This window comes from Maribacter polysaccharolyticus, from assembly GCF_028882255.1.
GTDB lineage: Bacteria > Bacteroidota > Bacteroidia > Flavobacteriales > Flavobacteriaceae > Maribacter_A > Maribacter_A polysaccharolyticus.
Genome location: NZ_JARBUY010000004.1, coordinates 591,702 through 618,346, shown reverse-complemented (window position 1 = coordinate 618,346; position 26,645 = coordinate 591,702). Strand labels below are relative to the sequence as shown.

Here is a 26,645-nt window from a genome sequence, read left to right as displayed (position 1 = left end):
ATTAGGTGTTTTGTAATAACGGACGAAACTTTCTTCTAAACTTCCAGACCAAGGCGCCCCCGCGAATGACCATCCAAACGGTGAGTGCTATCCAAATACCATATAAACCCCAATGGGCGTATTTGGACAAAAACAGCATGGGGACGAATCCCAAAAAGGTTGCGGCCAACAATACATTCCTAAGGTATTTCATTTCGCCCAGACCTTTGAAAACACCATCAAAAACAAAAGCAACAGTGTTCATGGGAAGACCGAGGATGATTATAAAAAAGATACTATAGAAGGTTTGGAGCACTGCGGTCTCATTGGAGAAGATGTGTCCGATGGGCTTGTAGAACACGAACCCAACAAGCATAAGGGCCAAGCTTACGAGTCCACCATACACCATTATCCGCTTCGCGAGCAACCAAAGGCCATGGTAGTCTTTGGCCCCTAACAACCGGCCTCCCATAATGTTTCCCGCAGCCGCATATCCATCAATAAAGAAGGCGGAAAACAGCCAAAGGTTTATCGCAATGGTATGGGCACCTATATATTTATCGCCCAGTGCCGTGGCTTCCCTAACAGCTAAGATCAAGGCTACATTCAGCGCTATGGCCCGTACGAAGAGATTGAGGCTCATGATGATCAAGCGATTCAATTCCTTATGAAGTGGAAAACGGATTTTAAGACCGATGTCGGTTTTCGTCATCAGAAAACCAAAAGCCATCAGGGCCATTATAGCTTGGGCAATTAGACTGGCCCAAGCGGCACCCTCCAGATACATGGGGGGGATGAATCCGTCGATACCATAAACCAATAAAAAGTCGAGACCAATATTAAGTACCGCCCCTACAATGGCGATCAGCATGGGGTAATAGGTGTTTTGAAGGCCGCGGAAGATACCCATGACCGCAAATACGAACAAGGTTAACGGAAAGCCCCACACACGGATGGAATAATAGGAGATGCAATATTGGAGTATTTTACCAGAGGCGTTCATAAAACGGAAAATCCCATCAACAATGAATATGGTCGATAACAGGATAAGGATACTCAATACGATATTCAGGAAAATGGCCTGGGCAGGTAAGGTCTTTACCTCTTCCAGCTTGCCAGCGCCCAAATATTGGGAGATAATAGCTGAAATTGCACTTCGCGTCTGTCCCAATATCCATATCAACATCGATAAAAAGGAACCTACGATCCCCGCTGCGGCGAGCGATTCGATCCCGTCAACGGGAATGTTCCCAACAATGGCCGTATCGGTAATCGAAAGTATGGGTTCGGCAATTCCCGCTATAGTGGCCGGGATGGCCAGCTTATTGATGGTTTTATAGTTTACGACTGTTTTCAAATGGTAAATTATGGATTATAAGACCAGTTCATAGCAATGAAAAGGATGTTCACTCTGTTTTGGAAAGTGGATATCGGCAAGCTTGCGATATCCCCGGGTTTCATAAAAACGTTGGTTGCGTTTGTTTTGGCTAAAGGTATCCAAACGAACCGAGACAAAGCCGTTCTTTCGGGCATGGTCTTCTGCAAAATCCATTAATTCTTGGGCGAATCCTTTCCCTTGGTAGTCGGGATGAATGGCCAACCGGTGAACGTATAGGTTGTTTTCATTAGGGGTGAGCCATTGAATGGGGAAATACTCCTCATCCATCAGGGTTGAAATTACAATGGTACCGATGATGCGTTCCCCGTTTTCGAGAACGTACAATTCGGATCGTTCAATATCCTTTTCAAAAGCGTTTTTAGAAGGGTAATGTTCGTTCCATTGATAAATGCCGTTTTCGACCATAAAAGCGGCACATGATTTAGTGACATTTAAAATGTCATGAATTTCCGGTAATTTTGCCAATCGAATCACAAATAGGTTTTATTTTAGTCGTAAATTTAAAGTATTAATCAATAATTGCCGCTATGCAGAACATTCTTGTGCCCATTGGTACCTTACCCAACGTTACTGAAACTTTACAATATGCCGTTGATTTTGCCGCTGACTTTTCATTAAAGGTTTATGTAATGGATGCTTATAGCGTTAGTGCGAAAGCCGGGAGTTTGGCCAACATCTCCGAAAAGCTCGCAAAAAGTGGAAAAGCGCGTTTAAAGACCATTATCTCAGAGGTCGATTCCAAAAATGTTGATATTAACATCGCTACCTATAAAGGGGAAATAGTCGATGGGATCAGGGATATAGACCGGGAATTGGGTATTGATTTGATTATCCTATCCCCAAAAAGCAACCAAGCACACGAGGATCTTTATTTAGGGGTTACCGCCGGAAAGATCATTAAAACAACCAACATTCCGGCATTGATCGTCCCAGAAGGGACAACCTATAAACCTTTTAAAAGTATTTTGACGGCATTTAAATCGGGGGTTCTAAGGCGTAAACGTATTTTAGCCCCGCTGTTAGAAATAAAGTTGAAGCATGACCCTGTGATCAATTTGCTCTTGGTGAAGACCCCTGGGTATACCGATGACGATCTAAGGATCAATACGGCATTGATGGACCTTTGTTCTAAATTGACGATTACGGAAAATCCGACTACCTATCTTGGGGTCATGGAGCATTTTCGGTCAAAACAACCCGATCTGTTATGTGTTTTCCGTAGAAAGAGGGGCTTCTTCGTAAAACTATGGGAAAAGAGTACCATCAGTAAATCGGAGTTTTCAGTGCCGATTCCGGTTCTTGTCCTGAGTGTAAAGAAAGACTGACCCCGTAGATGGGATAAGACGATTTATTTTTTAGAGGTCATAAGTTTACCTGATTAATCCATAACATCAATTGGAAATAACCCTTTAAATCGTTTCTTTTTGGGTGTTTCCGACCATGGCGTGGATACCTTTTGGGGGCAAATGGTGTTTTTCTACCGGAATTATTAAGTTGACTTTAGTTTATGAAATTCGTAATCGCTCCAGACAAATTTAAAGGGTCCTTGACCGGTTTCGAATTCTGCGATGCCGTGGAAGAAGGACTTCGAATGGTATTCAATAAAGCCGAAATATTGAAAATGCCCTTAGCCGATGGGGGCGATGGTACTATTGATGTTGTTAAGTACTACATAAACGGCGAGAAAGTAGAAAAGGAAGTTAATGACCCGCTTTTCCGTCCCATAGAAGCCTCCTATTTGTACTCGGAAAGTACCCAAATCGCTTTTATAGAAATGGCCGAGGCCTCAGGTCTTAAATTGCTTACAGATCAAGAGCGCAATTGTATGCGTACGACTTCATTGGGTACCGGGGAGTTGATTTTGGATGCATTATTTAGGGGTGCTAAGGAAATCATCCTGGGTATTGGGGGTAGTGCCACCAATGATGGGGGTATGGGAATGGCAGTTGCTTTGGGGTATCGTTTTTTGGATGCACAAGGTAAGGAACTTAAACCTATAGGAAGAAACCTATCGGCGGTTCGTAAAATAGATGATTCAACCAAGAACCCTAAACTCAATGGGGTTAAGGTAAAGGTCGCTTGTGACGTAACCAATCCGTTTTATGGTAAAAATGGAGCGGCCCATGTGTATGCCGAACAAAAAGGGGCATCTGAAAATGAGATCATGCTACTGGATCAAGGGTTATCCAATTTTGCTGAGGTCATAAGTAGGCAGTTTGCTGTGGATTTACAGCAAGTGGCCGGTGCCGGGGCTGCCGGTGGGGTTGGAGGTGGAGCCCTCATATTCCTGAAAGGCGATTTGACTTCGGGAATCGATCTGATCAAAGAGCTGTCAGGCTTTGATACGGCCATCGAAGGGGCCGACTGGATCATCACCGGGGAAGGTAGGTTAGACGAGCAAACCCTCTCGGGGAAGACTATCGATGGGGTCATTACCTCCGCGAACCTAAAACAAATTCCCGTTGCCGCATTATGTGGGTCGGTGGGGATATCCATTGCACAGCAACAAGCCTTCGGACTCGATTATGTGGTTTCCATTGTTAGGGGTATTTCCAATTTACAGGATGCCATGGAGAAGAGTTATGAAAATCTAGTCAATGCCAGTTTTAACTTTGCTGCTCTCCTGAAATAACCCTAGGGAATGTATTGATGGGCCATAGGAAGTATTCAATTGCTTTATGATCACAACTATAGTTCATCACCTACTCCAGCGATTGAAAGGGAGGGTGTATCGGCCTAATAAAAGAATCGGTAGGCTTTACAATACCAAACTTAATGGTTTTTGTAACCTTTTTGTGTAAATCGGCATTTTTCACCAAATCGGGATAATTATAGAGGGGATTATTTTAAAGGGCTTATACTTGTTGGTTGGCTAAACAGTGCAGATTTTATCGATTGGAAATCCGGTGTGTATGTGCTGGCCAACAGGGCTACCTATTCTGCGGTTATGGTCAATGTGGTGCAATTCAGACAACTGCTCAATGCAAGAATAGTCGGTGAACCCACTGGCGCCAATTCGAACGGATACCAAGAGATGGGGCAGTTCCATCTTCCAAATTCCAACCTATTGATACCCCATTCCAAACGCTTATTTCGCTTGCAAGAAAGCGATACCTTAAGGGTTCAACCTGATGTCTTGATTGTTCCTAAATGGAAAAATCACCAAGAAGGTATTGATGGGGTCCTGGAATGGGTTTTGGAATATTCAAGGAAACCGGCGCCAAAAGAGGAACTTATAGCTAAGGAGCAATATAAAATTGAATCCCTTAGTAAAATAGCCTATTCCCCGATCCTTAAAGCCTCGGCAAAAGCATTGGGAAAATCGGACTGCTCCACGGCAGTCGCAGCTTTCTCAATATCATACACCACTCTTTTGAAAGAAACTTCAAGCGTTTCTGAATTAGAGGGAGAAGACGATTGGTCAAGTTCCAATATAGCATAACAAATTCTGGGATCGCTATCTTTTGGCTTACCGACAGAACCGATATTGACGACATGTTTATAACTTTCACCATCCTTAATGACCCGATGAAAAGGTTTGTGTGTATGACCACAAAGTAGCACATCGGCCTTATGGGATTGCATCATGTTTAAAACTTCATCCTTGGGATAGTCAAAGGTCAAATAATCATTGATGGCTTTTGGACTTCCGTGCACCAACAAGAGATTGAAAGGTTTATTTTTGGTAACAAATGATAAGGATAAATGTCTTGGAAGGTTAATCAGGTACGCCCTGTTTCGATCGTTTACCAAGGTCCTGGTCAATCCTCTGTTCGTGGGCTCAACTTCTTTGGCTATAGGTAATAACAAAGCCTCATCATGATTTCCCATAATGGTAGGAATGTTTCTTTTTCGAATTTCATTCACAACTTCATTGGGCCAAATATTGTAACCTACCAAATCACCAAGGCAATAGATGGCATCGTATCCGGTGTTGTCAATATCCTCGAAAAAGGCCCGTAGTGCGGGTAAATTCGCGTGGATGTCACTGAAAAATATTATTTTCATTAGGGTATTTTCTGGGGTCAACAGCAACCACTTCCCGGCGTACAAGCGTTCGTTGATTGCAGTTCTGATAGTTTCTTTTTTGATTTTTCCGCTGGAATACCACATTGGTCTTTCGCTAAACAATCGGTTTGTTTTGAGGTCAAAAGAAAATGTGTTCCGTCGAAATCAAGTCCGAATTTCCCAATGGTCCCTGCTTGGTATTCCACTTCAATTTCTAAATCCTCAATTCCGAGGACTTTCTCTGAAAGTTCGATGATGTGCAATAATTTTTCAGGATGTAACCTGTGGTCATAGTCGTTCGCATTCCAAAGTTGAAAGTTTACGACTTCTTCATTGCGTACGGTTCCGCCACAATCTATAAAGTGTTTAGTGATTTTTCCAACTTCCGTAATATGGAAGTGATTTGGCACTAATTTCCCATTGGGCAATTGAAAGGAAATCTTTTCCAATTGGCTCAGTTTGTTTTTTATCTCGGATAGTTTCATTTAATATTTGTTGTGGTTATACCATCAATTTCCATTCATCGCAATATTACAATTAATATTTTAGTGTACAAAATATTGGATCGGTAAAACGGGTATTTGTAGGGTCAGTTGAATGGGATAAAAAGATAAACCCAGCAGGTTAATCGATGTTATTTAATTTGAATTAACATGTAGAAGATTCCAGGTTTATGGGTAATAAGCTAAAAACCCTATGGTTGGGTGCAGGTTTTATGTTCAGGAATAATTTTCACATTCCTCAATAAAAAAGCCGAACGATATCATTCGGCTATTTTGCTTTAGTGGAGAATACCGGAGTAACTGTGTTGCTCCAGACAATCTCTCAGTCCTGCAAATACATCATTTTATTCAAGGCCTTATGGCCTTTACACTTAAAAAATACAAAAACCGCTCAAGCAAACTTGGCGGTTTTGATTTTTAAGCGCAAAAATATTTGCACTTGATCGTGGAGAATACCGGAGTCGAACCGGTGACCTCTTGCCTGCCAGGCAAGCGCTCTAGCCAGCTGAGCTAATCCCCCATGGCTAATTGGACGGCAAAGGAAATACTTTTTGTTCAAGTATCAAAATTGTATATTCGTTTTCTTTAAATGAATCTAATAAAAAATGCATAATATGTCAAATTTAAATGGAAAAGTAGCGTATATCACAGGAGGTTCAAAAGGAATTGGGTACAGTGTGGCAAAAACCTTGTTGAATGCGGGGATGAAAGTGGCCATAAGTAGTAGGAGTCTTGATACCGTAAAGGCTGCAGCCGAAACATTGGGGAAAAGTGACCAAGTCTTGGCCTTGCAATCCGATGTGACCCGATTAAACGATGAGGAACTTGCCGTACAGCAAATTATAAAAAAATGGGGACAATTGGATGTGGTATTGGCCAATGCGGGAATCGGACATTTCGCACCGGTAGATGAACTTACCGAAGACCAATGGAACAGTATGATCAATACTAATTTATCGGGCGTATTCCACACCCTAAAAGCCTCTGTGGAGGCCTTGAAGGCATCAAAAGGGTATTATATGACCTTGGCGAGTTTGGCAGGAACGAATTTTTTTGCCAAAGGTGCCGGTTATAACGCCACAAAGTATGGGGTCGTCGGTTTTACACAGGCAGCGATGCTCGATTTACGGCAGTATGACATCAAGGTCTCAACGATAATGCCGGGATCGGTTTCTACACATTTCAACAATAACGAACCATCGGAAAAAGATGCTTGGAAAATACAACCCGAGGATATTGCGGAATTGGTTTTGGATCTATTGAAAATGCATCCAAGAACCTTGCCGAGCAAGATCGAGGTAAGACCCACAAGACCCGACAAAAAATAAGATCAGACTTCTTTTTCGATGAAGGGGATATCCGGATGGCAGATTTCAAGGATAAGTCTTTTTAATTCCGCATGGAAACTTGATAAAGTATCTGGGGTGATGGCGATGTCGGTTTTACGACCGTTTTGGCTTGCTTTGATACCAAAATGCTGCACCGCCGCACTCAGGTTCTTAAACGAAACAATACCGGCTATCAGGGAATCGGAAGTTTTTTCGTGCGTATACATGAGTGCATAACAAAGTAATTGAAATGCCTTACTGTATTTATATTCTTGGGTAAGTAGTTCCCAATCAAACAATGTTACTTGGTTGGGGACTACCTTTCCTGATTTATAATCGATGATCCGTAATGTACCATCAATTTCATCGATCCTATCCAATTTTCCCGTGAGTTGAATGGGAAAACCAATTTCAGGATAATTCAGACCTATGGTCATTTTTTCTTCCAATGCCAGGATTTTGATCTGATGGGTTTCACTTTCCCGGATTTCGAAATCTATGAATGACCTGATATATTTTATGATGACCTGATAGGCTATGAGGTTTTTGCCCCGCAGCTGATTCAGGGCCGAATAGGACTTGTCGAAGTGGTGTTTTACCCATTTCTCAATGTTGCCTTTCATTTCGGTCAATATATCCTTGTCCAGATATTGACCTATCACGGGTTTGTAGAGGTCCTCCAAAGAATCATGTATGATGGTGCCGAAGGTATTGGCGGCAACGGTTTCTTCCACTTCTTGCAGCTCGTTGATACGAAGCAGGTTTTGCTTGTAAAAATCCAACGGATTCCTAACGTAATTACTGAGGGAGGATGGTGAAAATCCCTTTAGGGCGTACGCTTTAATGAGTTGCATCAAGGCATCGTCCTTTTGGATGCGGGTTTCGGTTTTGGGGACTACCTTTATCTCAGGTACAGCGATATATTCGGTAATCTTGTTTTTAATAGTTTCATCGGTCAAAAGTTGTGTGATAAGGCGACTTCTTTCCCCTCCTTCCAGAACATCCGGTTCTGTATTATACACCAGATAGATGTGTTTTGCCCGTTGTAACAAACGATAGAAGTGATAGGTGTAAACGGCATCTTTTTCCTTAAAAGTCGGAAGACCGAAATTCCTTTTCAGGTCAAAGGGAATGAAAGAATTGTTCGATTTACCGGCCGGCAAGATGCCTTCATTCACCGAAGTGAGTATTACGGTTTCAAAATCGAGATTACGACTTTCCAACATCCCCATTATCTGTAGACCTTCTATGGGATCGCCCTTGAAATCCAATGTTTCCATCGCAACGAGTTCAGTGAATAGGGTCAATAGCGATTTAAGGTCGTTGATAAAGGTATGTTCGGAGAGCATCGTAGCGATCTGGTTGAAAATACCAAAAAAGTGAAATAGCTCTTCCAAGGCCAAGGCATTGCCCATGGCCTGTAGTTTGTCTTTTAAAATGGCAATGATCTCCAAGGTGGATTGGATAAACTGTTTTGGGGTGGGTATGGGTTCGAAAAACAACTTATCGAGGTAGGTATTGTTGGGTTGCGCAAACGATAATAACTGGTTTCGGGTTAAAAAAGTAAGGTTGTGGGTCGTTATTGTTTGGCTGATGGTTTGTGCATGGGAGGTATTGTTATCCCGGAGCAAAACCTCCATATACGGATGTGATAGAAAGGACAAGAGGTCTTTATAGTACCAACCATGGGGTTGTTTGTGCACATAAAGTGCCAGGAATTGGTGGAAGAAATTTTCAAAAGAGGTCTTGTTCAGTGGAAATCCCATGGTAATGTTGACCCTGTCAATTTCTTCGGGCAATGAATTCAATAGGGGATTGAGTAACGTTTCATCATTCAAAACAACGGCGGTACTTGTTAAGGCTCCATTGTTTTCATACGCCAATGTTTTCAATATATTCCCCACGTATTTAGCTTGGGATATATTTTTTGGAACCCCGATCACTTTGATTTTTTTATCTTGGATAAATGATGAAGTAATGCCTTTGAGCCCATTTTGGATTAGGTAGGGCCATGTTTTTTGATGGTTTCTGATAAAGTATGCTGCATCATGATTGGGGTCGTTCAAAAAATAGGCATCCAAGTCCCAAAAGATATCTGCATTTTTTTTCGCCAGGATATGTTGTATGATCGAACTTTCGGCGGTATTCAGGGCATTGAAGCCAATGAATATATGGTGCTTATGGCTGTGGGACTGGGAGTATGCATCCAGGTTATCGTAAGCCTTACGGTATACAAGTCCTTGATGGCCCATTCCTTTGCCGGATAATCTTTGGTTAAAGGCCGTGTACAATTTTTCGAGTTTATTCCAGAAGTCCACATAGTTCTGTACCATCTCGGTTTTCTCTGCAGCCACGTACCAATGGTTTATTTCTTGGATGGCCGAAAGATTCGAGAACATTTTTCCCGTATCGATAAGATACCTGTCTATTTCGTTGAAATCCTGAAGTAGGGTTTGTCCCCATTTCGAGAAATCAACAAAATTTTCCTGCTCCTGTTCTTGTGTTGTTTGCTCTAGGTAAGCATAGTAGAGCTCGAACAATTGTTGGGTGTTCGTTGCGGTCGAAAGTCCGGAAATTTCACCTACAAACTCTTCTATACTGTATATTTCCGGGGTGAATATGGGTTTGCCGATAATTTTGGCAATCCCTTTTTTAAGAAAGGATCCGGCCCTTTTACTTGGAAGGATGAAGACCATGTTTTCGAAAGAACCATGTTCTTTATCGATGGTGTTTAAAACCTGTTCTAGGAAACTGTTCATGACCAAAAATAAAAAAAGCCCTGACGATATCGTCAGGGCTTTCCAAATAAATTTTATCGGTTGAAGGAATTATTTGATCAAGTTGATCTCAACCCTTCTGTTTTGTTTTCTACCGGCTCTTGTATTGTTAGTGGCGATAGGTTTTTCTTCACCGTAACCAACAGCTGATAATCTGAACGCATCGATACCTTTATCCACTAAGAAGTCTTTTACAGAAAGTGCTCTAGACTCAGAAAGGCTTTGGTTCAATTTAGCACTACCAACACTGTCAGTGTGACCTTCTACTGTAAATTTAGCAGTTGGGTACTCTTTCAAGATTTGGATAATGTCAACCATAACCGATGTAGATTCAGCTTTGATGGAAGATTTACCGGTATCGAACAAGATGGTTCTAGCATACTCGTTCAATTGCTTTTGAACTTCTTCAGTAACTTCAGGACAACCTTTGTTGGCAACCGTACCGGCTACGTCAGGACAAGCATCGTCTTTGTCCAATACACCGTCGTTATCTTTGTCAGTCCAAGGACAACCTTTGTTTTCAGCAGGACCTGCTTCGTTAGGACAAGCATCGTCTTTATCGGCAACACCGTCACCGTCAGCATCAGGACAACCTGCAAGTGAAGCTAAACCTGCTTCGTTAGGACAAGCATCGTCTTTATCGGCAACACCGTCACCGTCAGCATCAGGACAACCGTTCATTTCTTTGGAACCTGCAGCGTTAGGACAATCATCTTTGCTATCTTCGATACCATCACCGTCAGAATCAGGACAACCATTGAAAGCTTCCAAACCAACTACTTCAGGACAAGCATCATCCTTATCATAGACACCATCACCGTCAGTATCGGTTCCACCGAATTTAACGGAAATACCAGCCAAATGTTGCATGTGCTTAGTTCCGTAATCTTCGAAAGCGTGCTTGTATAGGGTTTGAACGGTAAGACCGATGTTATCGGTAAACCAGAAGTTGATACCAACACCACCGTTGGCAGTACCGGCACCGATTTCATCAACCCATGTGTAACCACCACCGATTTCAACGAAAGGATCGATTACGGTATTTTTCAAGAAGTTGTATTTGATGGTACCATCAATAGCGTAGTATGATAAGTCGTCAACATCCTCATCACCGTATTTGTCTATTTTATTTAAAGAACCCCTAGCACCAACGGAAAAACCGTCACCTACGGATTTAGATACACCTACATAAGAAATGGAAGGAAGAATGTTCCAGTGGTCAGTTGCATTAAAGAATTCATTACCGAAAGAACTTACATCATCGGTCGGATAAACGTCAACGGCATTAACCCCAAAGCTAATCTGCCAAGGGTTATTATCGTCTTGCGCTTGTATGTGGTTAAAACCTACAACAAGTAGGGCAACAACCATTAATTTGCTAAGATGTTTCATGTTCAAAATTTTAAGTTTAAGTGTTTATTAGCTACAAATGTAAGTTGTTAAGAATTAATAAAAAAAATAAATTCCCGTTTTTTTTAACGTTTTTTATAGATAAAATGTGACATTTAAACGATTTTCAATTTTTTGCCAACCGTAATAAATGCATTTATGGCTTTATTCAAATGCTCGATTTCATGGGCGGCGGAGAGTTGTACACGTATACGTGCCTTGCCTTTTGGGACTACCGGATAAAAGAAACCGATTACATAGATACCTTGGGTCAAAAGCATATCTGCCATTTTTTGGGCCAGTTTGGCATCATAAAGCATAACGGGAACGATGGCAGATTCCCCGTCGATGATATCAAAACCGGCTTTTTTCATCCCTTTTTTAAAATATTCGGTATTGGATTGTAGTTTGTCGCGTAAACCGGTGTCGTTCGCCAACATGTCAAAGACCCTGATGGATGCACCTACGATCGAGGGGGCCAGGGAGTTTGAAAAGAGATAGGGACGAGATCGTTGTCTCAAGAGTTCGATGATTTCTTTTTTCCCGGTGGTATATCCCCCCATGGCACCCCCAAGGGCTTTTCCCAAAGTACCGGTGATGATATCGACCCGGCCCATGACCCCTTTTTCCTCCAAAGTGCCTTTGCCGTGTTTGCCGATAAAACCGGCCGCATGGCATTCATCTACCATGACCATGGCATCATAGGCATCGGCGAGGTCACAGATCTTATCCAACGGGGCCAAGAGGCCATCCATTGAGAAAACCCCATCGGTAACGATGAGCTTGAATCGGGCGTTGTCTTTTTGGGATTGTTGCAGTTGTCGTTCAAGATCGGCCATATCCCCATTGGCATAGCGATATCTTTTCGCCTTGCACAAACGGACACCATCGATAATGGAGGCGTGGTTGAGTGCATCTGAAATTATGGCATCCTCAGGCCCCAATAAAGGTTCGAATACCCCTCCATTGGCATCAAAGGCGGCGGCATATAATATTGTATCCTCGGTTTCATAGAAGTCGGCGATCTTTTTTTCAAGTGCTTTATGGATGTCCTGGGTGCCACATATGAAACGAACGGATGACATTCCGAAACCATGGGTGTCCATGGTGTCCTTGGCAGCCTGTATTACCTCGGGATGCGATGAGAGTCCCAAGTAATTGTTCGCACAAAAATTGATCACTTCCTCCCCGGTTGCCAGTTTTATGATCGCTGCTTGGGGGGATGTTATGACCCTTTCACTTTTAAACAGTCCTTCATTTTTTATAGACTCCAATTCGTCGGTTAGGAATTCTTTTATTTTTCCGTACATAGTTCTGGGTTTTATTAAACGTATTCTATGGATATGTCCTTATTGATATAGGTAATGATCTTGTTCGCTATGGTATACCCCATATCTTCCAAGACATGGGCATAGGCGTTCAATTGTTTTTTGTAGGCATCGTTTTCCTTTCCTGTTTTATAGTCGATTATGGTGGCGTTGCCATTGGACAGGACCAAGCGGTCTGGTCGAAACATTTCCCCATTCGCGGTGAGGATTTCTTTTTCATTTTTGACTGTATTCCCTTTTGAAAAGTAGTTCTTAAGGGCTTCATGGTTGATTACAGCCAATATCTTTTGCTTCAGATAGGGGATATCCCCATGGGGTACCATTCCAATTCGCTCCAATTCCTGGAACACGGGAACGACATCATCCTGGGTTTCAATCTGCCCTAGGATATGATGGATCAAATTACCCTGTTGGATCCCTTTTTCCTGGGCCGTATCCCAGAGCATTCCTGCCTTGGTCATTAGTTTAAAACTGGGGTTTTCCTTAGTGGAATATTGATAGGGAACAGACCTTTCATTCGAATTGTGTTTTTCGGGTTCGGTATTGTATTCCAAATTCCCAAACGAATAGACCGTTTCCGTATCGTTCCAAAGCCGCTTTTCTTTTAGATAATGTACAAAAATATCAGGGTAGTGGGTCTTTCTTTCCGACTTGATGGCTCGCTCTTCCTTTAGGGTGATAATATACAATGCCCTTTCGGCCCTAGTAAGGGCTACATATAATATATTGAAGGCATCCAATTCCAATTTGTGCCGCTCTTCCCCATAGGCCCTTGCTGCAGTGTCATTATAATCCGTGACTTCTTTCTTGCTGTCGATCAGCAATTCCTTAAAACCATTATAGTCGTCAGGGTCAACGGTAAGCCATAATTTCGGATCGATTTCTTTATAGATATCCGAATTGGCATAGGGGAAAATAACGATAGGGAACTCCAGTCCCTTGGATTTGTGGATGCTCATGATCTTTACCGCATTCAAATTAATCGGGGCGGCAATACTCAGCTTGTCTTTTTTCTTTTCCCAATAGGTTAAAAAAGTAGGCATGCCGGTGCCTTCTTTTTGCTCTACCTCGAGTACAATATCCAGTAGAAAAGTAAGGTAGGCGTCCGAACCATTGACCAAGCCGAACTTTTTAATGGCAAGTTCCAAACCATCATAAACCGACCTACTTTTCAGGTCGGACAAACTGAAATCATGGTTTTCTTTTAGAAAATCATCCAAACGATGCAGGTTACCATGGATCAAGGTATGTTCATTGGGGGTATTCCCCACTAAATAATACAGTACATTGTAACCCGCTTCAAGGTCATCAGTATGGCTAGAGCACTGTAAAAGATCGATCAGGAACCCCACCTTTTTGTTATTGGCGATCAACAGGGAGTCTGGGGAAATCACCGGAATCGATTTTTCGGTCAAATAATCTGCCAGGGTACAACCATTTTTGTTGTCCCTGACCAAAATGGCGATATCCCGTAAGGGATAGCCTTTGTCCGTAATCGTATGGATCGTACTAAGAACTTCTTCGCAATTCAACGCATCCAAATCCTGTCCTTCCTGTTTCTCCAAAAAGTTTATCCGTACGTATCCACCTTTCTTGTGGTTCGCCTTTTGTTGGTTGCCCTGTTCGAATAATTCTTGGTAGAGTTGATTGTTCATTAACGGTCCCGTAACCGTAAAAAAGTCATTGTTGAAATGTATGATCTCTTCATGACTTCTGTAATTTGAAGGTAGGTTATTGGTTTTAGGGGCAATGAAAAACGGATTGGATTGCCCATTCACCAAATTCAGGAACTGTTCCGCATGCCCACCCCTCCAGCGATAAATGGCCTGTTTTGCATCACCTACCAAAAACAAGGAACCGCTTTTGCCTTGCATATCTTCCCCTTCCAACGCATGGCTTACCAATGGTACCAGGTTGCTCCATTGCAATTCGGAGGTATCTTGGAACTCATCAATAAGGTAATGGCGATATTTTTCCCCCAAACGTTCATATATAAACGGAGTGGGTTGGTTTTTGATTTCGTTGGAAATAAGGGTGTTGAATTCCGATATCGAAAGTTGACCCCTTTCTTCCTGAATGGTTTTTACTTCGGCCTGAATGGCATTCAATACCGTAAGGGGAATGACATTGTTCAATATGTTTTTAAGAAAAGCCCTTTGGGTCAATATGTTCTTGATGTGCATATAAACCTTGAGGATTTCCGGGATTACGGTGTCGTTCGGAGGGTTTATCCCGGCCTTAAGGACCTTGTTGTCACTTAGATTTTGTTGTAGGTTGTTATTGTATAATTTTGAAAGTGAAAATTCATTTTCAATGATTTTTTTAAAATGGTTGGGCAAGGTCTCCCTGGAAAAGGATTTGAAATCGATGCCTTCCTTTACGATCAGGTCAAGGACATTTTGGGCAAGTTTCCTTGCTTCCGACTCAAGGGACGGGATTTTCGCCACCAATGATTTTTTAAGGGCAATGAAATCATTTATTTTTCGTTTCTTGAGCAACGAAAGGTGCTCGGTTTCGGTTTCATGAAAAATCAACTTCCCGATTTTATTCAGGTCAAAGGAAATATCCCAACTTTTATCCTCGTCGATCTTGTCCAAGGCGAACTCCATTAGCACTTGCGTCAACACCTTGTCTTGCCCTACTTTTTCCAAAAGGTTGTCGATAGCCTCGTTCAATAGCAGGTCCGTATCAAGGACGACCTCGAAATTTTGGGCGATCTTAAGGTCCTTGGCAAAGGTCCTGATGAGTCTGTGATTGAACTTATCTATGGTCGAAATATCAAAAAACCCGTAATTGTGAAGTATGAGTTTTAGGGTCGTTTGGGACCTTTTTTTCAGCGTTTCAAAATCGATATCAAGCTCCCCCATCAGGTCTATGAACATCACCGAGGCCGCGTTGGGCGATGGGGTCGTCGAAAATTCATAAAGACTTTTCAAGATCCGTTCCTTCATCTCGTTAACGGCCTTATTGGTAAAGGTAACGGCCAAGATTTGGCTAAAAGAACGGTTGGAGGAAAGTGCTATCTTAAGATATTCTTTGGTCAGGGTATGGGTTTTTCCCGAACCTGCGGATGCATTATATATTTTAAAGGAATGATCTGACACCGATTTTTATCTGCAAATTACATAATCCAAAATTGTTCTTAACAATTTATTGGCTGAATTAGTCTGTTAAAAAATGTAAATTTGAGGAACTATTTTTATAACCTAAATACGATAATTATGGCTTTTGAATTACCAAAATTACCTTATGCATACGATGCATTGGAACCACATATTGATGCCAGGACCATGGAAATACACCACACTAAGCATCATAATGGCTATACGAACAACCTGAATAATGCCATTGCCGGGACCCCTTTGGAAAAAAAATCCATCGAGGCTATCTTGACCGATTTGGATATGGGCAATGCCGCTGTGCGGAACAATGGTGGTGGTTTTTATAACCATTCCTTGTTTTGGGAGGTGATGTCCCCTAAAGGAGGCGGGGAACCTACTGGCGAACTGGCCAAGGCCATTACGGACGCTTTTGGTTCGTTTGAAGCGTTTAAAGAAGCGTTCAGTAAGGCTGCAGGAACTCGATTTGGTTCGGGTTGGGCATGGCTTTGTGTGCACAAAGGAGGTAAAGTGGAAGTTTGTTCAACTCCAAACCAAGATAATCCCCTTATGCCCGGTACCGGCTGTGAGGGCTTTCCTATTCTAGGATTGGATGTGTGGGAACACGCTTATTACTTAAATTACCAAAACAGAAGACCTGATTACATAAATGCGTTTTTCAATGTAATCAATTGGGAGAAGGTCGCAGCGTTATACAGTGCGAATAAATAAAAGTCGCTCAAATGAATCGAAGCCCTTGGACCTTTAGGTTTAAGGGCTTTTTTTTGTCTAAAAATAGAAAAGGGCGGAGAAGTCTCCACCCTTTTCGTCCCAAATCTTACCATAAACTTAACCTACTTATGCTATGGCATGACTAAAATACTGGGTTTGTTGGAAATAAAAAAGGAATTTTAATGAATTTTGGATTTCGTTCATCCGCTTTACGGGGATTTCGCGTGGTATTTGGTAAGATAAGGTCCGTCATTGGGAAGGGATTTTTAAAATAAAAAGGTGGAACATTGTTCCACCTTTTTCCCCAAATCTTACCATGAACTTAACCTACTTATGCTATGGTCCTACGAACATAAGGCGTAACCGGCTAGTTATAAAAGGTTTTAGATGAACTCCCTAATCTATGGTTAAAGTGCAATATCCCTATGCGAAAATGGGTATTATCCAATGTTCCTAGATGGTTTACTTTGTGAAAGTGCAAAATGTCCTGTGATAAATAGCGAGAGGTATAGTGTAACTCTACATATAAGGGTGCTGCCGATGGGGTTTCCCGTTAATTGGGTTGAAGTGATCGTACATTCCGAAAATGGTAAGGCGGAGAGGGAAATTTCGGGGTAAGGCATTTTAAAATAAAAAGGTGGAACAATGTTCCACCTTTTTCCCCAAATCTTACCATGAACTTAACCTACTTATGCTATGGTCCTACGAATGTAAGTCGGTATTTCGCACCTTCGAAAATTCTTGGTTGAAGCGTCTATAAAAGCGGTAAAGTGTAAGTATGGGATGTTGGGCAAAATGTGTCGTAAGGGTTAGGGGGCATATGACCTCTACCTGGCGTACGGGGTTTAAGGGGAGTTCATAAAGCTTATAAACGGAAAGCATTGGGTAGAAATAAAAAAGGTGGAGAAATCTCCACCTTTTTTGCCCCAAATCTTACCATGAACTTAACCTACTTATGCTATGGCGGGTCTAAAGTAGGTGGGTGGACTTCCTTCTGGCGTAAAAAGACGTTAAAACACCTATTTTATCGATGAAATGCACAATCTGATGCATTTCATCGATAAATATTAATAAGCTCTTTCGTTTTTACCTTCGTAAAAGTTGATGAATGCCTTGTTGACTACCTTGTTTCCCCCATTTGTAGGATAGTTGCCTGTAAAGTACCAATCCCCAAGGTTTTGGGGGCAAGCCTTATGAAGGCTTTCAATGGTTTGATAGATGATTTTGACTTCGGCTTTTATCTCAGGAGGGCTCAATAGTTCCCCTATTTTATCTGAAATTTGATGTGCGGTAAAGGGCGCGTAGAATTCCTTCACATAATTGATTATTTCATTGTCTTTGGAATTCACTTGGGCTACACACTTCTTGTAGATGGCCTCGACCTGATCCATGGTATCGTAGTCTTTATGCAATGCCAAGGCCGCTTTGAAAGCGATGAAATCCTCCAATTTGGCCATATCTATTCCATAACAATCCGGGTAGCGTATCTGAGGTGCCGAAGAGACTACGATTATCTTTTTAGGGGATAAACGATCCAATATGCGCAGGATACTTTTTTTAAGGGTCGTTCCACGTACAATACTATCATCGATGATAACAAGGTTGTCGTCCTTATTCACCGAACCGTACGATATATCGTAAACATGGGCGACCAAATCGTCCCTACTGCTATCTTGGGTGATAAAGGTCCTTAATTTTGCATCCTTTATGGCGACTTTTTCGATTCTGGGCCTGACCCCTAAGATGTCGTGCAGTTCTTTTTGGGTGATATTGGAACCGATGGATAAAATTTGTTCCTCTTTCTTTTTGTTCAAATAATTCTGGGCCTCTTTGACCATGCCGAAAAATGAAGTCTCCGCCGTATTGGGGATGTATGAGAACACGGTGCGCTCAATATCATTGTCAATGGCCTTTAGGATTTGGGGGAAAAGGAATTTTCCTAAGTTCTTGCGTTCTTGGTAGATTTCCTTATCGCTTCCCCGCGAAAAATAAATACGTTCAAAGGAACAGGCCTTTCTTTCCCTGGGTTTCAAGATCTCACTGATTCCTGAGGTGCCATCTTTCTTTACGATAATGGCATGACCTGGATCCAATTCCTTTACTTCTTCGAACGGCACGTTGAAAACGGTCTGTATGGCAGGCCTTTCCGAAGCGACCACAACGACCTCATCATCCTTGTAATAATAGGCAGGTCTGATTCCCGATGGATCCCTAAGGACAAAAGCGTCTCCATGGCCCAACATTCCGGCCATGGCATAACCACCGTCCCAGTTCTTGGCTGCTTTTCGAAGGATCTTCGTCAGTTTCAATCTTTTGGCGATCAAAGGGGAAGCCTCCATTTTGTTATACCCTTCTTTTTTGATCTGCTTGTATAATTTGGCCACGGCATCATCAAGAAAATGTCCTATCTTTTCCATAACGGTTACCGTATCGGCCATCTCCTTGGGGTGCTGTCCAATTTGTACCAGATTATCAAAGAGCTCATTTACATTGGTCATATTGAAATTACCCGCGACAATGAGGTTACGGTGCATCCAGTTATTCTGTCTAAGGAATGGATGGACACTTTCAATACTGTTCTTGCCAAATGTACCATATCGCACATGTCCCAATAAAACTTCCCCGATATAGGGAATGTTGTTTTTCTGGGCGGTTACATCTTCTTTATATTCGGGATGTTCCGCAAATTCCTTGTTTATACGGTTATTGATTTGGTCAAAGATGTCCTGTATGGGCTGTTGTTCTGCAGAACGTACCCGGCTCATATAGCGAACCCCGGGGTTCATATCCAATTTAATACTCGCAAAACCTGCACCATCCTGTCCCCGATTGTGCTGTTTCTCCATCATTAGGTACATTTTGTTTACCCCATAAAATGCCGTACCGTATTTTTCTTTGTAATAGGATAGCGGTTTAAGTAAACGAATTACCGAAATTCCACATTCATGTTTTATTGCGTCGCTCATTTTTTTCCTCTAAAATTTTACCCAATACCCCTAATAGGGGAACTTCAATTTATTACTAGTATCATTATCATCCCCACTTCTTGAAGGGTCATAACCCAATGTCCCGGTTATGGATTTTACGTATTAAAAAAGCCCTAACTTTTCTGTTAGGGCGTGTTATTATTGTAATTCAATATCAAATTGTGTCAAAGCCTTGAATTGATGTAGCCTTTTATATATTTCATCCTCACCAAGATCTACCATTCTTTCGGTGCCGAACTTTTCTACGCAAAAAGAAGCGAGATTCGACCCATGTATGACCGCATTCTTTAGGTTGTTGAACGAGGTATTGCCCGTTGCCGCCAAATACCCTGAAAAACCACCGGCGAAGGTATCCCCGGCCCCTGTCGGGTCAAATACCTCTTCCAAGGGTAAGGCCGGTGCAAAGAATATATTGTCCTGGTTGAACAAGAGCGCCCCATGCTCCCCTTTTTTGATCACTACATATTTAGGTCCCATGGCGTGTATTTTCTCTGCCGCCTTGACCAAGGAATATTCATTGGTCAATTGCCGAGCTTCTTCATCATTGATGGTAATTACGTCGGTATGTTTTATGACTTGCATCAGCTCATCAAGGGTGTTGTCCATCCAAAAATTCATAGTATCCAAAACAACCAATTTGGGTCTTTTCGTCATTTGAACGATGACACTCATTTGAACGCTAGGGTGCAAATTGCCCAACATGACGACATCGGCATCCTTAAAATCATTGGGTACCAAAGGTTTGAAATCGGCCAGCGTGTTCAATTCGGTGACTAAGGTATCCCTGGAATTCAAATCGTTATGGTATTTACCTTTCCAAAAAAAGGTTTTGCCTCCCTTCACCACTTCCAAAGACGAGGTATCGATGTTCTTTTTTTTAAGTAGATCGATATATTCTTGGGGAAAATCATCCCCAACAACGGATACTATGGCAGATTGCACATCAAATTGGGAAGCAGAAAGTCCTATAAAGGTCGCTGCGCCGCCCAAAATCTTATCCGTTTTGCCAAAAGGGGTTTCAATTGCATCAAAAGCGACAGTGCCGACAATCAGTAATTTGCCCATGAATTAGAATTTTGCTGCAAATATACATTAATGATGGGCTAAAATCCACAAGGATATGTCCTTCATTGCAAAAAGTTGTCAAAGGACTTATTTTCTCCCAAAATCTGCGGGAATTTCCCCCCAAGCTTTTGTTTCCCATTTAACGACCTTAGTGGTGTAGGTGTTTTTGTTCAACCAATCTATGGCCCTTCGGACCAAATCGAACAGTTCTTTGTTCTTCGGGGTTTCTTCCAATTTGGTATTGCAGGTCTTTTTACGGACCCAACTCATGGCGGTCCGTGAATCGGTATAAATTATACGATCGCTATTGCGCTGTTTCAAAAAGGCCAAGCCATGTACAATGGCCAAAAATTCACCAATGTTGTTCGTGCCCTGTTGAAATGGCCCTTGTCTGAATAGTTTTTTACCCGTTTTGGTGTCTACCCCTTGGTATTCCATAATACCGGGATTGCCACTCGAGGCGGCATCCACTGCAATGGAGTGGTAATTCGGGTTCCCTATTTTCTGAAGTTGCTCCGAGGTTAATCCCGAGGAAGGACTTTTTTTACCCTTGTAGGACGCATAATCGGAGTTATATGCTTTCTTGGCCATGTCAAAAGTGGCAAATGACTTGTATTGGGCGCCTTTATAACCGGTTATAGCGGCCTTGCAATCGTCCCAGGTCGTATAGACGCCGGGTCGCTTGCCTTTCCAAACCACATAAAATTTCGACTTTTTTGACATTATTGGGCCAATAACAATTGTTCAATGATTTTTGGGAAAAACTCATACTCCAAGGCATGTACCTTCGCGGCAATATCCTCAACCCGGTCTTCGGGACTTATTTTTGTACGTTCTTGATGTATGATGGCGCCTTCATCATAATGTTCGTTCACATAGTGTATGGTAATGCCCGATTCATCATCCCCGTTCTCTTTTACGGCCTTATGTACATGGTCCCCGTACATGCCTTTACCACCATATTTCGGCAATAGGGCCGGGTGTATGTTTATGATTTTATTTGGGAAGGCTTTTATGATGTGGTCTGGGACTTTCCATAAAAAACCGGCCAATACAATAAGATCGGGATGGGATCCTTTAAGGATGTCCAAAACGCAATCGGTATCCTTAAAAGCGGTTTTGTTGAAATATAAAGCACTAACACTCAGTCTTTTGCAACGTTCCAGGACTTTGGCGTCGCTTTTGTTGGTCAAGACCATGGAAACGTTGATGTTTGGGTTATCCTGGAAATAATGGATAATATTTTCAACATTGGAGCCAGAACCAGAGGCGAACAGGATGATTTGTTTGGTTTTCAAAAGAGTGGGATTTTAAAAAAAATATGGTTTGTTCTTCTTGTAAGGAAAGAGGAAGAGAATTTGGGTTAAAAATTTGAGCAAGAACACTTTATATACTATAAAGGGGTGCTGATTTTAACCTTTGCAATCTTTTCCCATTACGTTACCGATGAAAATTATTTGGGCTAAAATAATACACTTGAGCTTAAATTTCTTAAATTACTGGACATTTTAACCACAAATGGCATTATTAACACCAAAGTTTTTTATTTTTGCCAAAATTTAAATTTTAAAAACCAAAATTATTATGTCAGACATTGCATCAAGAGTTAAGGCTATCATAGTTGATAAGTTAGGAGTTGATGAAAACGAGGTAGTATCAGAAGCTAGCTTTACCAACGACTTAGGGGCGGATTCACTGGATACGGTTGAGTTGATTATGGAGTTCGAAAAAGAATTCGATATTCAAATCCCTGATGATCAAGCTGAAAATATCGCAACAGTTGGTCAAGCCATAAGCTATATAGAAGAAGCTAAGTAATCATATGATTTCTTGAATAGTTAATAATTATCCATGCGGTAAACATGTCGCATGGATATTTTTATTTATTTTCACTTGGCTTAAATAAAATAAAGTTAGTTCAATGCAGTTAAAGCGAGTTGTAGTTACAGGATTGGGTGCTTTGACACCTATTGGTAATAATATTGAGGAATACTGGGAAGGATTGGTGAACGGTAAAAGTGGTTCTGCCCCCGTTACCTATTATGATGCTGAAAAGTTCAAAACCAAGTTTGCCTGCGAACTTAAAAACTTCAAGGCCGAAGATCATTTCGATCGTAAGGAAGCGCGTAAACTGGACCGATTTGCACAATATGCCCTGGTTTCGTCCGATGAGGCCATACTTGATTCCAAATTGGATTTGGATGTGGTCGATAAATTCCGGGTAGGTGTAATTTGGGGAGCAGGTATCGGCGGATTGGAAACTTTCCAAAACGAAGTGATCAATTATGCCAATGGCGATGGCACTCCAAGGTTCAATCCATTCTTTATACCTAAAATGATCGCAGATATCGCCCCGGGCAATATTTCGATCAAACATGGTTTTATGGGGCCGAACTATACAACGGTTTCCGCTTGTGCCTCATCTGCAAATGCCATGATCGATGCACTTAACTATATTCGTTTGGGACATTGCGATGTTATTGTTACCGGTGGTAGCGAAGCAGCCGTGACCATTGCGGGTATGGGAGGATTCAATGCCATGCATGCCCTTTCGACAAGAAATGATAGTCCTGAAACAGCTTCGAGACCCTTTGATGCTACCAGGGATGGTTTTGTATTGGGTGAAGGAGCAGGGGCACTTGTCTTGGAGGAATATGAACACGCCAAGGCGAGAGGTGCCAAAATATATGCGGAACTCCTTGGTGGGGGAATGTCGAGTGATGCTTACCATATGACCGCCCCACATCCTGATGGGATAGGAGTGGTACAGGTAATGAAGAATTGTTTAAGGGATGCGGGATTAAAACCGGAGGATATCGATGCGATCAATACCCATGGTACTTCCACACCTTTAGGGGATGTTGCTGAATTAAAGGCCATATCGGAGGTTTTTGGAGCACATGCACCTGAAATAAACATCAATTCAACAAAATCCATGACCGGACATTTGTTGGGTGCTGCCGGGGCGATCGAAGCCATAGCTTCCATATTGTCCATTAAATACGGTATGATCCCCCCGACCATAAACCACACGACCGTGGATGAAAAAATTGACCCAAAACTGAACCTTACCTTAAATAAGGCACAAAAAAGGGAAGTGAATGTTGCCATGAGCAATACCTTCGGATTTGGTGGCCATAATGCATGTGTAGTTTTTAAGAAAATCAGTTAATCGAGTCATGAATTTCCCATCCAATATATTCAATTCCCATTCCAAACAGGATGGGGATTTTTTTTTGGGAATCACCGATATTTTGGGTTTTAAGCCCAAAAAACTGGAAATTTATAAGAAAGCCTTTTTGCATCGATCGGTAAATCGAAAAGACAAAAAGGGGAATCCCATGAATTATGAGCGACTTGAATTTTTGGGCGATTCAATGTTGGGGACCATAATTTCCAAACACCTTTATGATCAAGTGCCTGAAGGGGACGAAGGTTATTTGACCAAAATGAGGTCCAAAATCGTAAGTAGGGACCATTTGAATGAATTGGGAAAAGACCTGAACCTGATAAAATTTGTGGAAAGCAGGATTCCTAAAACCCATTTTGGGGATAATATACATGGCAATGTGTTCGAAGCATTGGTTGGGGCCATCTACTTGGATCGGGGGTACAAATATTGTGAGAAATTCATTCACGCTAGGGTTATCGTACCTTATGTGGATATTGAACAGTTGGAAGGTAAGGTTATCAGCTATAAGAGTTTGATCATTGAATGGTGCCAAAAACAGAAAAAAACATTCAATTTCAACATTTATGAAGATACCGGTAACGATGAGTTGAAACATTTTGCCGTAAAACTCATTATTGGAAACAAAGTGGTGGCCAAAGCCCGGGGAACATCGAAAAAGAAAGCCGAGGAACGGGCCTCTAAACGCGCATTTTTCGCGCTACAGGATCGTATAGGTTAAACCGATGCCATAAAATTGGAAAGTTAGCGTTATTATTGAAATAAAAATTGCTTTAGTCTATAGTGCCTTAGGCAATATATTTTATTAATCATATATTTGCGCTTTTGTACGCAAATGACGGCAGTGTATAAAATTAGTGGTGATTTATACGAAGAAAACTTCGCCCTGATCGCATTGCATAGTACCATGAATGATTATTCGGTCGTATATGCCTTGAACAATGTGCTTAAGTCATCATTCGTTAGGGCACCGAAAGATTTGGAATTGTCGGAGCATATGTCATTTCCGTTTTTTGAATGGCAAGACGACCAACACGATAGGTATTGGGTGGTGCTTGCCAATAAGAGTACGAAAAAAGAGCTTTTGGTTCGGGATGGACTTTTTCAGGATGAGCCATCGTTCGCGAAACACCATTTGGTACCAGAGCAAAAGGAGGTCGATTATTTTATTAAAATTGAACATGACGATGATTTGGAGACATCGGAACTGGTAAAAAAGATATTGACCATACCTAAAATAATAACTGCATATAGTTTGGATGCAGCTATGTTGAAATCAAAAAATAATTTAATTTTTTAATTGATGTCAAAAATAAAAAAGACGAAAATAGTCGCAACCTTAGGTCCTGCTACCAGTAAGAAGGAAGTGATTATGGATATGATAAAGGCCGGGGTTGATGTCTTTCGAATTAATTTTTCACATGCCGACTATGAGGATGTTAAGGAGCGTGTGGCCATGATTCGTGAGGTCAATGCCGAAATGGAAACCAATATCGCCATCCTAGGCGATTTACAAGGCCCCAAGCTAAGGGTCGGCGTTATGGCCGAGGAAGTCGTGGTGGCACCTGGAGATGAGATTACCTTTGTGACCGGAAAACCTTTTGAAGGGGATTCGGAGAAGGTATATATGAACTATGCGGCTTTTCCAAAAGACGTGAATCCAGGGGAACGTATTTTATTGGACGATGGTAAATTGATGTTCGAAGTCGTTTCGACCAATAAGAAAGATAAGGTAAAGGCCAAGGTTATTCAAGGAGGGCCCTTAAAATCCAAAAAAGGGGTCAACCTACCGAATACGAATATCTCCTTGCCCGCTCTTACCGAAAAGGATGTCAAAGATGCTATTTTCGCCATTTCCTTGAACGTGGATTGGATTGCATTGTCCTTCGTTAGACATAGTCAGGATATCGTTGATCTACAGAATATCATCAAGGAACATTCAGAGAATAAGATTCCGATCATTGCCAAGATCGAAAAACCGGAGGCTGTCGAGAATATCGATAAAATCGTATCCTATTGCGACGGTTTAATGGTTGCCCGTGGTGATCTGGGTGTGGAAGTTCCTGCCCATGAGGTGCCATTGATCCAGAAAAAACTGGTATTAAGGGCTAAAAAAGCCAGGATTCCCGTTATTATCGCTACCCAGATGATGGAAACCATGATCACAAGCCTTACCCCTACAAGGGCAGAGGTAAATGATGTGGCGAATTCGGTAATGGATGGGGCAGATGCGGTAATGCTATCCGGGGAGACCTCTGTAGGTAATTACCCTGTTGAGGTCATCCAAAAAATGGCGAGTATCTTATCAAGTGTTGAGAATTCGGAACTGATCGTCGTTCCACAAGAACCACCTCATATCAGGACCAATAGATACATCACCAAATCCGTATGTTACCATGCTGCGATCATGGCGAATGAAATAAAGGCAAAAGCCATTTCCACTTTGACCAATAGTGGGTATACCGCTTTTCAGATTTCAGCCTGGAGGCCAAGCGCCCATATTTTGGTTTTCACCTCCAATAAAAGGATTTTGACGCAGTTGAACCTACTTTGGGGTGTAAAGGCCTTTTACTATGACAAATATGTTTCTACCGATGAGACGATAGAGGATGTCAATTCAATCGCCTGTAAAAAAGGCTTTTTGGAAGAAGGGGATATGCTCATCAGTTTGGCAGCTATGCCCATAAAAGATAAAGGTATGGTGAATACCTTAAGGGTAACCGAGATCAAGACGTGTAATTTTTAAATACACCTTACCTCATAAATTTGGCCCAAACACAGTTGTGTTTGGGCTTTTTGTTTTAAAAGGGTCAGGTAAGTTTTATACATCGGGGAAGACTAATGTTTTGGACAAATGGGGAA

21 protein-coding genes and 1 tRNA gene are annotated in these 26,645 nt (G+C 41.8%); 9 read left to right on the top strand and 13 right to left on the bottom strand.

What is annotated here, in order from left to right; genetic code table 11:
- Nucleotide 1 precedes the first annotated feature (1 nt).
- Nucleotides 2–1,336, bottom strand: a complete 1,335-nt coding sequence (locus PHU20_RS15220) for an MATE family efflux transporter (protein ID WP_274826245.1) — start codon at nt 1,334–1,336, stop codon at nt 2–4.
- Between the two features lie 15 nt (nt 1,337–1,351).
- Nucleotides 1,352–1,852 (bottom strand): GNAT family N-acetyltransferase, encoded by a 501-nt coding sequence (locus tag PHU20_RS15215; RefSeq protein ID WP_274826244.1) that lies wholly within the window; start codon nt 1,850–1,852, stop codon nt 1,352–1,354.
- 53 nt (nt 1,853–1,905) lie between these two features.
- Between PHU20_RS15215 and PHU20_RS15210 the strand changes: the two genes are divergently transcribed.
- A complete protein-coding gene (locus tag PHU20_RS15210) occupies nt 1,906–2,703 on the top strand; it encodes a universal stress protein (RefSeq protein ID WP_274826243.1) in 798 nt (265 codons plus the stop codon).
- A gap of 182 nt (nt 2,704–2,885) precedes the next feature.
- Nucleotides 2,886–4,010: a glycerate kinase gene (locus tag PHU20_RS15205; RefSeq protein ID WP_274826242.1), complete on the top strand. Its 1,125-nt coding sequence runs from the start codon at nt 2,886–2,888 to the stop codon at nt 4,008–4,010.
- 647 nt (nt 4,011–4,657) lie between these two features.
- Here PHU20_RS15205 and PHU20_RS15200 read toward each other — a convergent pair.
- The 3 genes from PHU20_RS15200 to PHU20_RS15190 form a co-directional block, all read right to left on the bottom strand.
- Complete coding sequence (locus PHU20_RS15200; protein ID WP_274826241.1) at nt 4,658–5,386, bottom strand: metallophosphoesterase family protein; 729 nt, start codon at nt 5,384–5,386, stop codon at nt 4,658–4,660.
- A gap of 17 nt (nt 5,387–5,403) precedes the next feature.
- Nucleotides 5,404–5,871, bottom strand: coding sequence for a DUF6428 family protein (locus PHU20_RS15195; RefSeq protein WP_274826240.1), 468 nt, complete (start codon nt 5,869–5,871; stop codon nt 5,404–5,406).
- Between the two features lie 464 nt (nt 5,872–6,335).
- Nucleotides 6,336–6,409 (bottom strand) — tRNA-Ala (locus PHU20_RS15190).
- Nucleotides 6,410–6,503: 94 nt separating this feature from the next.
- Here PHU20_RS15190 and PHU20_RS15185 point away from each other — a divergent pair.
- Entirely contained in the window at nt 6,504–7,217 is a 714-nt protein-coding gene (locus tag PHU20_RS15185; protein ID WP_274826239.1) for an SDR family oxidoreductase, read from the top strand.
- A 2-nt stretch (nt 7,218–7,219) separates the two neighbouring features.
- On the opposite strand, the gene PHU20_RS15180 is transcribed toward PHU20_RS15185, so the two are convergent.
- The 4 genes from PHU20_RS15180 to PHU20_RS15165 form a co-directional block, all read right to left on the bottom strand.
- Nucleotides 7,220–9,976, bottom strand: coding sequence for a PD-(D/E)XK nuclease family protein (locus PHU20_RS15180; RefSeq protein WP_274826238.1), 2,757 nt, complete (start codon nt 9,974–9,976; stop codon nt 7,220–7,222).
- 69 nt (nt 9,977–10,045) lie between these two features.
- The gene (locus tag PHU20_RS15175; protein ID WP_274826237.1) at nt 10,046–11,386 is read right to left on the bottom strand and encodes an OmpA family protein; all 1,341 of its coding nucleotides are present in this window, start codon (nt 11,384–11,386) and stop codon (nt 10,046–10,048) included.
- Between the two features lie 113 nt (nt 11,387–11,499).
- Nucleotides 11,500–12,693, bottom strand: a complete 1,194-nt coding sequence (gene kbl, locus PHU20_RS15170) for a glycine C-acetyltransferase (RefSeq protein ID WP_274826236.1) — start codon at nt 12,691–12,693, stop codon at nt 11,500–11,502.
- Between the two features lie 14 nt (nt 12,694–12,707).
- On the bottom strand, nt 12,708–15,815 hold the full coding sequence (locus PHU20_RS15165) for a UvrD-helicase domain-containing protein (protein ID WP_274826235.1): 3,108 nt from the start codon (nt 15,813–15,815) through the stop codon (nt 12,708–12,710).
- A 117-nt stretch (nt 15,816–15,932) separates the two neighbouring features.
- On the opposite strand from PHU20_RS15165, the gene PHU20_RS15160 reads away from it, so the two are divergent.
- Nucleotides 15,933–16,541: a superoxide dismutase gene (locus tag PHU20_RS15160; protein WP_274826234.1), complete on the top strand. Its 609-nt coding sequence runs from the start codon at nt 15,933–15,935 to the stop codon at nt 16,539–16,541.
- 1,067 nt (nt 16,542–17,608) lie between these two features.
- Here PHU20_RS15160 and PHU20_RS15155 read toward each other — a convergent pair.
- From PHU20_RS15155 to purN, 4 genes are all read right to left on the bottom strand, one after another.
- Nucleotides 17,609–19,507: an amidophosphoribosyltransferase gene (locus PHU20_RS15155; protein WP_274826233.1), complete on the bottom strand. Its 1,899-nt coding sequence runs from the start codon at nt 19,505–19,507 to the stop codon at nt 17,609–17,611.
- A 159-nt stretch (nt 19,508–19,666) separates the two neighbouring features.
- On the bottom strand, nt 19,667–20,593 hold the full coding sequence (locus tag PHU20_RS15150) for a PfkB family carbohydrate kinase (RefSeq protein ID WP_274826232.1): 927 nt from the start codon (nt 20,591–20,593) through the stop codon (nt 19,667–19,669).
- Between the two features lie 87 nt (nt 20,594–20,680).
- Complete coding sequence (locus tag PHU20_RS15145) at nt 20,681–21,316, bottom strand: ribonuclease H family protein (protein ID WP_274826231.1); 636 nt, start codon at nt 21,314–21,316, stop codon at nt 20,681–20,683.
- The gene (gene purN / locus PHU20_RS15140) at nt 21,316–21,891 is read right to left on the bottom strand and encodes a phosphoribosylglycinamide formyltransferase (protein WP_274826230.1); all 576 of its coding nucleotides are present in this window, start codon (nt 21,889–21,891) and stop codon (nt 21,316–21,318) included. The genes PHU20_RS15145 and purN overlap by 1 nt, the downstream gene beginning before the upstream one ends.
- Before the next feature lie 286 nt (nt 21,892–22,177).
- Here purN and PHU20_RS15135 point away from each other — a divergent pair, with 286 nt between their 5' ends.
- From PHU20_RS15135 to pyk, 5 genes are all read left to right on the top strand, one after another.
- Nucleotides 22,178–22,411 (top strand): acyl carrier protein, encoded by a 234-nt coding sequence (locus PHU20_RS15135; RefSeq protein WP_047247024.1) that lies wholly within the window; start codon nt 22,178–22,180, stop codon nt 22,409–22,411.
- A 103-nt stretch (nt 22,412–22,514) separates the two neighbouring features.
- A complete protein-coding gene (fabF, locus tag PHU20_RS15130) occupies nt 22,515–23,765 on the top strand; it encodes a beta-ketoacyl-ACP synthase II (RefSeq protein ID WP_274826229.1) in 1,251 nt (416 codons plus the stop codon).
- 7 nt (nt 23,766–23,772) lie between these two features.
- Nucleotides 23,773–24,504, top strand: a complete 732-nt coding sequence (gene rnc, locus PHU20_RS15125) for a ribonuclease III (RefSeq protein WP_274826228.1) — start codon at nt 23,773–23,775, stop codon at nt 24,502–24,504.
- Nucleotides 24,505–24,618: 114 nt separating this feature from the next.
- Complete coding sequence (locus tag PHU20_RS15120; protein ID WP_274826227.1) at nt 24,619–25,083, top strand: IPExxxVDY family protein; 465 nt, start codon at nt 24,619–24,621, stop codon at nt 25,081–25,083.
- 3 nt (nt 25,084–25,086) lie between these two features.
- Nucleotides 25,087–26,529, top strand: a complete 1,443-nt coding sequence (pyk, locus tag PHU20_RS15115) for a pyruvate kinase (RefSeq protein WP_274826226.1) — start codon at nt 25,087–25,089, stop codon at nt 26,527–26,529.
- The last annotated feature ends 116 nt before the right edge of the window (nt 26,530–26,645 follow it).

Excerpts from the sequence above, each read along its gene's own strand:
- PHU20_RS15210 (WP_274826243.1), top strand. The coding sequence starts at position 1,906 with ATGCAGAACATTCTTGTGCCCATTGGTACCTTACCCAACGTTACTGAA.
- PHU20_RS15205 (WP_274826242.1), top strand. The coding sequence starts at position 2,886 with ATGAAATTCGTAATCGCTCCAGACAAATTTAAAGGGTCCTTGACCGGT.
- PHU20_RS15200 (WP_274826241.1), bottom strand. The coding sequence starts at position 5,386 with ATGAAAATAATATTTTTCAGTGACATCCACGCGAATTTACCCGCACTA.
- PHU20_RS15195 (WP_274826240.1), bottom strand. The coding sequence starts at position 5,871 with ATGAAACTATCCGAGATAAAAAACAAACTGAGCCAATTGGAAAAGATT.
- PHU20_RS15185 (WP_274826239.1), top strand. The coding sequence starts at position 6,504 with ATGTCAAATTTAAATGGAAAAGTAGCGTATATCACAGGAGGTTCAAAA.
- PHU20_RS15180 (WP_274826238.1), bottom strand. The coding sequence starts at position 9,976 with ATGAACAGTTTCCTAGAACAGGTTTTAAACACCATCGATAAAGAACAT.
- PHU20_RS15175 (WP_274826237.1), bottom strand. The coding sequence starts at position 11,386 with ATGAAACATCTTAGCAAATTAATGGTTGTTGCCCTACTTGTTGTAGGT.
- kbl (WP_274826236.1), bottom strand. The coding sequence starts at position 12,693 with ATGTACGGAAAAATAAAAGAATTCCTAACCGACGAATTGGAGTCTATA.
- PHU20_RS15160 (WP_274826234.1), top strand. The coding sequence starts at position 15,933 with ATGGCTTTTGAATTACCAAAATTACCTTATGCATACGATGCATTGGAA.
- PHU20_RS15155 (WP_274826233.1), bottom strand. The coding sequence starts at position 19,507 with ATGAGCGACGCAATAAAACATGAATGTGGAATTTCGGTAATTCGTTTA.
- PHU20_RS15150 (WP_274826232.1), bottom strand. The coding sequence starts at position 20,593 with ATGGGCAAATTACTGATTGTCGGCACTGTCGCTTTTGATGCAATTGAA.
- PHU20_RS15145 (WP_274826231.1), bottom strand. The coding sequence starts at position 21,316 with ATGTCAAAAAAGTCGAAATTTTATGTGGTTTGGAAAGGCAAGCGACCC.
- PHU20_RS15135 (WP_047247024.1), top strand. The coding sequence starts at position 22,178 with ATGTCAGACATTGCATCAAGAGTTAAGGCTATCATAGTTGATAAGTTA.
- fabF (WP_274826229.1), top strand. The coding sequence starts at position 22,515 with ATGCAGTTAAAGCGAGTTGTAGTTACAGGATTGGGTGCTTTGACACCT.
- rnc (WP_274826228.1), top strand. The coding sequence starts at position 23,773 with ATGAATTTCCCATCCAATATATTCAATTCCCATTCCAAACAGGATGGG.
- PHU20_RS15120 (WP_274826227.1), top strand. The coding sequence starts at position 24,619 with ATGACGGCAGTGTATAAAATTAGTGGTGATTTATACGAAGAAAACTTC.
- pyk (WP_274826226.1), top strand. The coding sequence starts at position 25,087 with ATGTCAAAAATAAAAAAGACGAAAATAGTCGCAACCTTAGGTCCTGCT.